The sequence below is a fragment of the Candidatus Angelobacter sp. genome, assembly GCA_035607015.1.
GTDB lineage: Bacteria > Verrucomicrobiota > Verrucomicrobiia > Limisphaerales > AV2 > AV2.
Genome location: DATNDF010000123.1, coordinates 1 through 9,114, shown reverse-complemented (window position 1 = coordinate 9,114; position 9,114 = coordinate 1). Strand labels below are relative to the sequence as shown.

At 59.2% G+C, this 9,114-nt stretch carries 7 protein-coding genes; 4 read left to right on the top strand and 3 right to left on the bottom strand.

Annotated features, from left to right (window positions below):
• On the bottom strand, positions 1-828 hold an 828-nt coding region (gene speA, locus VN887_05190; GenBank protein ID HXT39397.1), incomplete at its 3' end, for a biosynthetic arginine decarboxylase.
• Between the two features lie 147 nt (positions 829-975).
• Between speA and VN887_05185 the strand changes: the two genes are divergently transcribed.
• Positions 976-1,737 (top strand): Nif3-like dinuclear metal center hexameric protein, encoded by a 762-nt coding sequence (locus VN887_05185; protein HXT39396.1) that lies wholly within the window; start codon positions 976-978, stop codon positions 1,735-1,737.
• A gap of 12 nt (positions 1,738-1,749) precedes the next feature.
• On the opposite strand, the gene VN887_05180 is transcribed toward VN887_05185, so the two are convergent.
• Both VN887_05180 and VN887_05175 read right to left on the bottom strand, forming a co-directional pair.
• Entirely contained in the window at positions 1,750-2,511 is a 762-nt protein-coding gene (locus VN887_05180; protein HXT39395.1) for a methyltransferase domain-containing protein, read from the bottom strand.
• Complete coding sequence (locus tag VN887_05175) at positions 2,508-5,255, bottom strand: hypothetical protein (protein ID HXT39394.1); 2,748 nt, start codon at positions 5,253-5,255, stop codon at positions 2,508-2,510. The genes VN887_05180 and VN887_05175 overlap by 4 nt, the downstream gene beginning before the upstream one ends.
• A gap of 179 nt (positions 5,256-5,434) precedes the next feature.
• Here VN887_05175 and lhgO point away from each other — a divergent pair, with 179 nt between their 5' ends.
• The 3 genes from lhgO to VN887_05160 all read left to right on the top strand — a co-directional run.
• A complete protein-coding gene (lhgO, locus tag VN887_05170) occupies positions 5,435-6,634 on the top strand; it encodes an L-2-hydroxyglutarate oxidase (GenBank protein ID HXT39393.1) in 1,200 nt (399 codons plus the stop codon).
• A 130-nt stretch (positions 6,635-6,764) separates the two neighbouring features.
• Positions 6,765-8,294 carry a PfkB family carbohydrate kinase gene (locus tag VN887_05165; protein ID HXT39392.1) on the top strand — a complete coding sequence of 510 codons (1,530 nt, stop codon included), beginning with the start codon at positions 6,765-6,767 and terminating at the stop codon, positions 8,292-8,294.
• A gap of 93 nt (positions 8,295-8,387) precedes the next feature.
• Positions 8,388-9,114 (top strand): NAD-dependent epimerase/dehydratase family protein (locus tag VN887_05160; protein HXT39391.1); only part of this gene is annotated, 727 nt, incomplete at its 3' end.

Sequence of the window (9,114 nt, the reverse complement as noted above, 5' to 3'; positions counted from 1 at the left end):
AAAGAAGCGCGCGCCCTCTTTCATGGCCGCCTTGATCGCCTGAATCGAGGGAATTTGCGAGCCGATGTGAAAATGAATCAGCTGGAAACAATGCGTGAGATTCTCCGACTTGAGCAGGGCCGCGGCGGCAAGCAATTCAACGGTGCTCAAACCGAACTTCGCATTTTCTCCCGCGCTTTCCGCCCACTTGCCGGCGCCCTTGCTGAGCAGGCGGGAACGGATGCCAATGAGCGGTTCGACGCCAAACTGGCGCGAGACGCTGATGATTTGCTTAAGCTCCTCCAGCTTTTCCACGACCATGATCACTTTCTTGCCCAGTTTGATTCCCATGAGCGCCATGCGGATGAAGTTCGGGTCCTTGTAGCCGTTGCAGATAATCAGGCTGTCCGCATCGGCCTGGAGGGCAAGTCCGGCGAACAGCTCAGGTTTGCTGCCGACTTCCAATCCAAAATTGTAGGGCTTGCCGGCGTCGAGGATTTCTTCCACCACCTCGCGCAGTTGATTGACCTTGATCGGGAAGACGCCGCGGTAGCCCCCCTGATAGTTGAATTCGGTGATCGAGTTGCGGAAGGACTCGTTGATGGACTGGACGCGATGCCGGAGAATGTCCTGAAAGCGGATGAGCAGCGGCAATTTGAGCCCGCGTGCCCGGGCTTCTTCGACGACATCGTTCAAATCAACCGCGGTGCCGGCTTCCTGCTGGGGCGTGGCAATGACATGCCCGGCTTCGCTGATGTCGAAGTATTTCGCGCCCCAACGGTCGATGTTGTAAAGACTGCGCGCAGACTGGACGTCCCAGGCGCCGGGGCCGTTCGCTGAATCACTCATTTGTATCGCTCAAAACGAGCGCACTATAAGGACGCCGTCGGAGAATTCAATAGGGTGATGGAGATTTTTTGCAGGCGCGTGAAGCGATGCCTCCGCGGTTTGTGTTTCTAGTTTTACTTTGCTCCTGTGCTTTGGTTCGATTCACGCATGGCCGTAATCTCTCTCTCGTCCGTGGCACGCCATTGCGACCGGCTGTTGCGCACCGACCAATTCGGAGACTGGGAAGGGGCGGTCAACGGTTTGCAGGTCGAAAATCGCGGCACCATCACGCGCATCGCCGCCGCGGTGGACGCGAGCCGGGCGACCGTGGAACTTGCCATCCGGGCCCGGGCGGATCTGCTGATCGTGCATCACGGTCTGTTCTGGAACCCAAGCCATCCGTGGACCGGGAAGCGCTATGAGCTACTGCGACTGCTGCTCGAAAACAACCTCGCCGTGTACAGTTCACACCTTCCACTCGATGCGCACCCGCGAGTGGGCAATAACGCACAACTCTGCGCGGCGCTGGGCTTGAAGAAGCACAGGGCCTTTTTCTTCGAGAAAGGCCGGTTTATCGGCCGCAAGGTGGAGGTCCGGCTCCCGCGCGAAAGGCTGGAGGATCGATTGCGCCGGGAGTTGGGGTGTGCGCCGAAACTGCTGGCCGGCGGGCCACGCGTGTGCCGCTGCATCGGCGTCGTGACCGGCGGCGCGGGCAGCGAGTTGAACAAGGTTGCGCACGAAGGCGTGGACACGTTTATCACCGGCGAAGGCCCGCATTGGACCTTCGCGCTGGCAGAGGAACTGGGAGTGAATGTTTTTTACGGAGGGCATTATGCGACCGAAACGTTTGGCGTGAAAGCGCTGGCCGCCCACCTGTCGAGGCGGTTCAACGTCCCCTGGTCGTTCATTGACCATCCCAGCGGTCTTTGATTGCGCGCGCGTTCATGGCTTCCTGCGTGCCACGATGAAGGCGTTGAACATCAGGTAACGCAGCGGCGTGAGGTTGAGAATCAGGTCAACGGGTTTTGCGACGTAGCGGTCCGTGCAGGACGCGGACTCGATCACGCAGCCGGAACGTTCGAGGAAGAAGGCGATTTCCGGCGCGTTCGTGGCCACGATCGCGTCATCGTCCGGTGTGAACGGCTCCTTGACAACCGGCGTCATCCGGTCGAAGCGGGCGGAGTCAGGATTGGTTTTCAGCAGCCGGCGCTTTTCCCGGAGCCGCCGCCAGTTGCGCCACTTGTTCGACAGTCCGCGCATTTTTGGGTGATAGTCGCGGAAGCCGAGGACACGAAAAAAATTCGGACTGGAGATGATCACCCGCCCGGCGGGCTCCGCTACACGCACAAGTTCCTTTATGAACGCCTCCGGTTCCTCGACGTGCTCCAGCACGTTCAATGCTCCCACTCCGGCGAAATATGCATCGGGAAAGGGCAGGCGCCGACCGTCATATAACTGACACCGTCCGCTGAACTTGCGGGCGCGCGTAATGTTCGGTTCAGAAACATCCACGCCAAAGGCTTCAAAGCCCGCGTCTGCGAGCCGCGCGACGACCTGGCCGACGCCGCAGCCAACGTCGAGCACGCGTGCGCCGGGTTTTTCCGGACGCAACGTGTCGGCATATTTCGCATAAAAGCCGGCGTCCCAATTGGCGAGAAACTCGGCGTAGGCTTCGTTGTGCCGGTACGTCTCCTGATGGCTCATCGGGATTTGCGATTGGTAACTTCCGATTGCCGGTCATGCGCGCGGGCCGGGGCTTCCGCCGGTCGTCCCGAGTTTTTTATGGCGGTCAGGTACCCGCAAAGCAGCGCGCCGGCGACAATGGATGTCGCGCTGATGTAAAACGTCGTGAGGGGAGGTTGAAAACGAAACTCCACAACATGTCTGCCGGGCGTCAAGTAAACGCCGCGCATGAGGTAATTGCAGCGGAGCAGAGGCCCGGGTTTTCCGTCCACACGCACGTTCCAATCGGCACTGAACCGATCGTTCAGGAGCAGCACCGACGGCGCGGTCACTTCCGCGTTCAGTTGAATGAACTTTGATTCGTAGCGGGTAAAATCCACAGAACCACCCGTCTGGTTGGTGGAAGGGCCCGGAACCGCGGAAGGAATCTCGTTGGCGACAAAAACAGACTGTGAAGGGTCGAAGTTCGGGTCGCGCAGATTCTCCAGTGTCGCCGCGTCATTGGTATTCACCTGCCAGCGGGTGAACAATTTTGTGCGCGGTAATGCGCCGGCAAATTCAAACAACGCGAACTTTCCATCGGGGGCAGGCACAGCCGTGAATTGCTCCGGATTGGTCACTTCCTTGAGACCCGGCTTCGGTATGAGATTGAACCTGGTGCGGATGCTGAAGCGACGTTGTGGCGGGTCGAAGTACTCGTTCAGTTGGTTCAACCAATCGGCTGTGCCGAGCAGGTAACGGGTATTGGTCAGTTGCCACATGCGGCGGCAGAGGTATGCCTGGTTGTTGTTGGTCGGAGCGAATGCCCGGATGAACGCCTCGTCGAATTCCGGCACGCGGGGCATTTGTATGATGTCCAGGGATTGCGCGCGATAGTACTGGAAATGGTGCTGGAGCCATTCCTTAAAATAAACCCCAACAAAAAGATTCGCCTCGTTTTGTTCCCGATAATTAACCAGATATTGCGGGGACATCGGCGCCACTTTTGCCGTGACCCGATGTTCCCAGGGTTTGTCCAGCAATTGATCGATGACCGGATTGCGGGCGTATTTTTCCTTGTAGTTCCAATAGACAATCCATGGAACATTCGCACGGCCGAGGTCAATCACGAGGAGCGACCCAAGAACGACAAAGGCCCACCTGGCACGCGGGCCCGCGAAAAAGCCGCTCATGATCAAAACCAGGAGCCCCGCGCTCAGAACCAGAAATACAATGAACAGACCGACCTCGTTCAAACTGAACTGCGCGATCGAGCCGGCAAGGTGCCTGTCCGAAAAACCGGCCTCGCGCAGGTGGGCGACAAGTTCACTTCGGGAGGACGCGTAAACAAGCCAGCCCAGCAAACTGGCGGCCACAGCGGTGATCGATCCCACAGTCCATTTCTTGTCGAAGTCTGAAGCTGTTTTCCACCAAGCCTTGATCTGATCCAAAAACGATTTCGTTTTTGAGGTTGGCTTGTTCGCGGAAAGGCGGCCGATGCCCTCCAGCCCGTAACCGAACAAAACCACCAGGGCCAGGCTGAACGGAAACGCGAACTTGATTGGATTTCGGATCGTCGAAGCGTAGGGAATGGCGTAAACCATCTGGTAAAATGGAGCGTGCCGGCCCCAGGCCAGCAGCAACGCGACGATCAACAGACCCAGCCAACACCAGATTTGCTTTCGCTCGCGAAGCGGGAAAATCGAATTCCGCATGCGGAACGATTGCGCGGCGCACCACGCCGCGATCAGGACGACCAATACGCCGCCGTAAACTCCGGACCCCGACAAACGGGACTGGATGTTTCCGGGAGCTTGCCCGACAGTTCCCCAGTAATCCGACCCGTGCGCCGATTCTTCGGATTCACCATACCATTGCGGCATGCGATAGCCAAAAAGTCCGGGAATGATGATCCGCAGCGTTTCGGCCTTCGGCAGGCTCCACATCGTGGCTTCCTCCCACCGTCGTTCCTTTGCCGTCTCGTCCTGTGCCATTCCGACCACGCCTTTGATCTGCGTCCCGATCAGGCCGCTGACCGTCTGTGCCGCAATCAAGGCGGCGCTAATCGCCATGATGGCAACGGAGGAAAGGCCGCCGGCTGCCCTCTTTGCCAGCGGCCCTTCGGTCGTCATCCACGACAGAAACGCGAAGCCCGCGACGAACAAACTGAAGATGGCGCCGACATCAAAACCCTCCATGACACCGACTCCAACGGCAAGGCCCGCAAGCACGGCCTTCAACCACGATTTTCCAGGAGAAGCCGTGACCAGTGCCGCAAGGGCAAACATGTTCATGGCCCAAGAGAGAGGCCACTCCGCCAATCCCCAGCAGGCGTTCGAGAATGCAACCGTATTCAGCGCTGCCGCCAGACCGCCCAAAAGACAGACCCACGGCTGAAATCGAAGCTGGCGGAAAAACAACCAAACGCCCAAACCCAGCACAAACAGGCTGAAAGGCGCGTACATTTTGGCCAAAAAAACCGAACCGGCATCAGGTGAAGTACCGCAACAGATGGCCAGCAACAGGCCCGAGACATTCAAAGGTACGTTCGGCGCCGGGGTCCCGACCCAGTTCAATGCCTGCCAGACCCCGAGCATATTGCTCCACATGTGGTCTGCCTGTGCCCGGATGGCGCCCAGCGGGCCATCGTTGGAAAACAGGATCTGATCGGATTCAAAGCTCTTGTGGAAAAGAACACCCAGGATCACCGCCAGACAGAGCACGGCCAAAAAGAAATCCCGGCGGCGAGTTGCAATCGATGGCGGCGAATGGATTTGCCCGGGCATATCAGGATTTTTTCGAACGCAAAAATTTCGGCGCCCCAAGATACAGAATAGACCGCCGAGTCCAATACCAAACTTCCCCCATGCGCCACAACGGGAGCGGTGATTCACCGCCGCGAGTTTGCAGCTGCGCTTGACCAACGCCGCCGCCGCCGTTCACCATCCGGTCAAGCGATCCAACTGTGGGAACTCGACGTGTCATCATCATCGGTGGCGGGATAGTCGGCTTGGCGACCGCGTATAAACTTGCGATGCGCTTTCCCGATGCGCAGGTTACGGTTCTCGAGAAAGAGGCGGATGTCGGGCGCCACCAAACCGGCAACAACAGCGGCGTGCTTCATTGCGGTCTTTATTACAAACCGGGATCCATCAAGGCACGGATGGCCGTCGCCGGCATACAGGAGATGGTTGCCTTTTGCCGGGAGAACAGTATCCCGCACGAGATTTGCGGGAAACTCGTCGTGGCAGTGGACGAATCCGAGTTGCAGCGGTTGCGTGACCTGCACGAGCGCGGCCAAAAAAACGGTCTGCAGGGGTTGCAACTGTTGTCGCTCGAGCAGATGCGGGAGGTGGAACCGCACGTTGGCGGCATTGCCGCGCTGCGTGTCCCGCAGGAGGGCATTGTGGACTATCCGAGCGTGTGCGCTGTTTTGTTGAAAAAGATTGCCATTCAGGGCGGCCGGGTGGTGACGGGGGCGAAGGTGACGGCGTTGACACCGACAAGGGGCGGATGGCTGGCCGGGACCACTGCGGGCGCCTTCGAAGGTGATTTCCTGATCAACTGCGCGGGATTGCACTGTGATCGCGTCAGCGAACTCGCGGGTGAAAGGCGTGAAGTGCGTATCGTGCCGTTCCGCGGCGAGTACTACAAAATCAAACCGGAACGTCAATTCCTCGTTCGTCATCTTATCTACCCGGTCCCGGATCCACGGTTCCCGTTTCTGGGCGTCCATTTTACGCGCCTGATTGAAGGGGGGATCGAAGCCGGCCCGAACGCGGTTCTCGCTTTCGCGCGCGAGGGATATCGCAAAACCGACGTCAACCTGCGCGAACTCTACGACGCGCTGGCGTTCTACGGATTCTGGCGCTTTTTGGGACGCAACCGGAAAATGTGTTGGGAGGAGTTGAAACGGTCGTTCAGCAAACGACTGTTTTGCGAATCGCTTCAACGTCTGGTGCCGGAAATCCGCGAAGAGGATCTGGAGACGGGCGGTGCTGGCGTTCGCGCCCAGGCGATGTCGCCCGAAGGCGAACTGGTGCAGGACTTCTGTTTTGTGCGCCGACAGCGCACGCTGCACGTCTTGAACGCACCCAGCCCGGCGGCCACTGCGTCGCTGACCATCGGCGGGGAGATCGCGGCGCAGATTGACGGTCAAATTTGAGATGGCGAATATTTGCAAAACCGCCCGGCCGCGCGTATAACCCTCGCGGCGGACGCGAATTGCAACAGGGCGGCGTCTCCGGTGGGCGGGCGAATTTTTTGGCAGTGCGGTCCCGACAGCGCAAAACGAAATGGAAACGACGAGCGACAAAATCAAGCGGCTGGAGGATCTGGCGGGAACGCTGGCGAAGCTGCGCGCACAGGAAAAGAAAATCATTCATTGCCACGGCGTTTTTGATCTGCTTCACATCGGACATATCAAGCACCTGGAGGCCGCGCGAAAACTCGGAGACGTGCTGGTGGTTACGATAACTCCCGACCATTTTGTCAACAAAGGTCCGCACCGGCCCGCCTTCCCGGAACGGCTCCGCGCGGAAGCCCTGGCTTCGCTTGCCTGCGTTGATTACGTTGCTATCAACGGATGGCCCACCGCCGTGGAGACGATTCAACTGCTCAAACCGGCCCTGTTCGTGAAGGGCATCGTTCGCGAGTCGGGCAAACGGGACCACTCCGACGCCGTTGAAAAGGAGGAGGCCGCGATCCAGAGCGTTGGGGGCAGGCTCGTTTATACCGACGAGGAGACCTACAGCGCCTCGACGCTCATCAACCGCTTCATGGAAGTCTTCACGCCCGCAACGAAGGCGTTTCTCGAACAGTTCCGCGCCCAGCACACGCCCGGGGAAATCGTTGGTTACCTTCAGGCCATTCGCAAGCTCAAGGTGCTCGTCATCGGGGAGTCGATTATCGACGAATACCAGTTCTGTTCCGTGCTGGGCAAGTCCGGCAAGGAATCGATTCTCGCGGCGCTGCACAACCGCACCGAACAATACGTGGGCGGCATTCTGGCGATCGCGAACCATGTCTCGAACTTCTGCGACGAGGTGGGCGTGCTGAGTTCACTGGGCGATGTCAACTCGTGCGAAGACTTCATCCGCTCCCGGCTCAATAACAACGTCGTTCCGCATTTCGTCCGCGTGCACGGCTCATCCACCATCATCAAGCGGCGGTTCCTGCAGGAATACCCCGGCGCGAAGCTGTTCGAGGTGTACGTCATGGACGACCGCGAACTGCCGGTTGAGGCCGAGGAAGGTTTTTGCCGGTTGCTGGAAAAACTCATTCCGCAATACGACGTGGTCATCGTCGCGGATTACGGCCACGGGCTGCTCACGCAAAGGGTGCGTGCGCTGGTCTGTGGAAAGGCGAAATACCTGGCTGTGAACACGCAAACCAACGCGGGGAACAGGGGCTTCAATACCATCTCGAAATATCCGCGGGCGGACTATGCCTCGATTGGTGAGATGGAAGTGCGGCTCGACGCGCGGCAACTGACCGCGGACCTGGGCATCCTGACCCGAAGCCTGGCGGAGAAAATCGGCACCCGGAAGCTCCTGGTCACCCAGGGAAGTTTTGGGTGCGTGGTGCAGGATCGCGACCATGGGGCGTTCACGGTGCCGGCCTTTTCCATCAGGGTGGTGGACCGGGTGGGTGCGGGCGACGCCGTTCTCGGTGTGACAGCGCCATGCGCGGCGCTCGGTGTTCCTCCGGCGGTGCTGGGTTTCATCGCGAATGTGGTCGGGGCAGAGGCCTGCACCATCATGGGCAACCGCAGTTTTATTGAGCCAGCCAGCCTTTTCCGGCACATCACATCGCTGATGAAGTGAGATCCCCGGCCGCGCCCTGGAGTGTCAATCCCGACAAAAAACGATTGAATAACCCGGGTGCGACCATAAGCTGCCGCATCTTTATGCTGACGCATGATGAACAGTAACAATCCGAACGGCTTCCGCACGGTGCTCGTCACGGGCGGCGGCGGTTACGTGGGCAGCGCGCTGGTGCCCGCGCTGATCGAGCGCGGTTATCGCGTCAAGGTCGTGGACTTGTTCTGGTACGGCCGCGACGCGTTCGGTGAGGCCAACGGCCATCCGCAACTCGAATTGATCGAGCTCGACATTCGCGATTCCACCCGGTTGAAACAGGCGTTGCACGGAGTGGACGTTGTCATTCACCTCGCCTGTATTTCCAACGACCCAAGCTTCGAGCTGGACCCGACGCTTGGCAAGTCGATCAACTACACCGCGTTCAGCGGCCTGCTGCGCGGCGCCGTTGATCAGGGCGTGAGGCGGTTCATTTACGCCAGCTCATCCAGTGTGTATGGCGTTAAAGAGGACCCGAACGTGCGCGAAGACGCGGAGCCGCAGCCGCTGACGGATTATTCGCGCTTTAAGCTCGATTGCGAGCGCGACCTGCTTGCACACCCGGATGTCCGGGGAATGGAACGAATCATCGTCCGGCCGGCGACAGTTTGCGGTTACGCGCCGCGGCTGCGGCTTGACCTCACGGTCAACATCCTGACGATTCACGCGTTGGTGAACCGCAAAATCCGCATTTTCGGCGGGCGACAACTGCGCCCAAACCTGAACATCAAGGACATGGTGCGCGCCTATTTCGCTTTCCTCGATGCCCCGGCGTCGAAAGTGGATC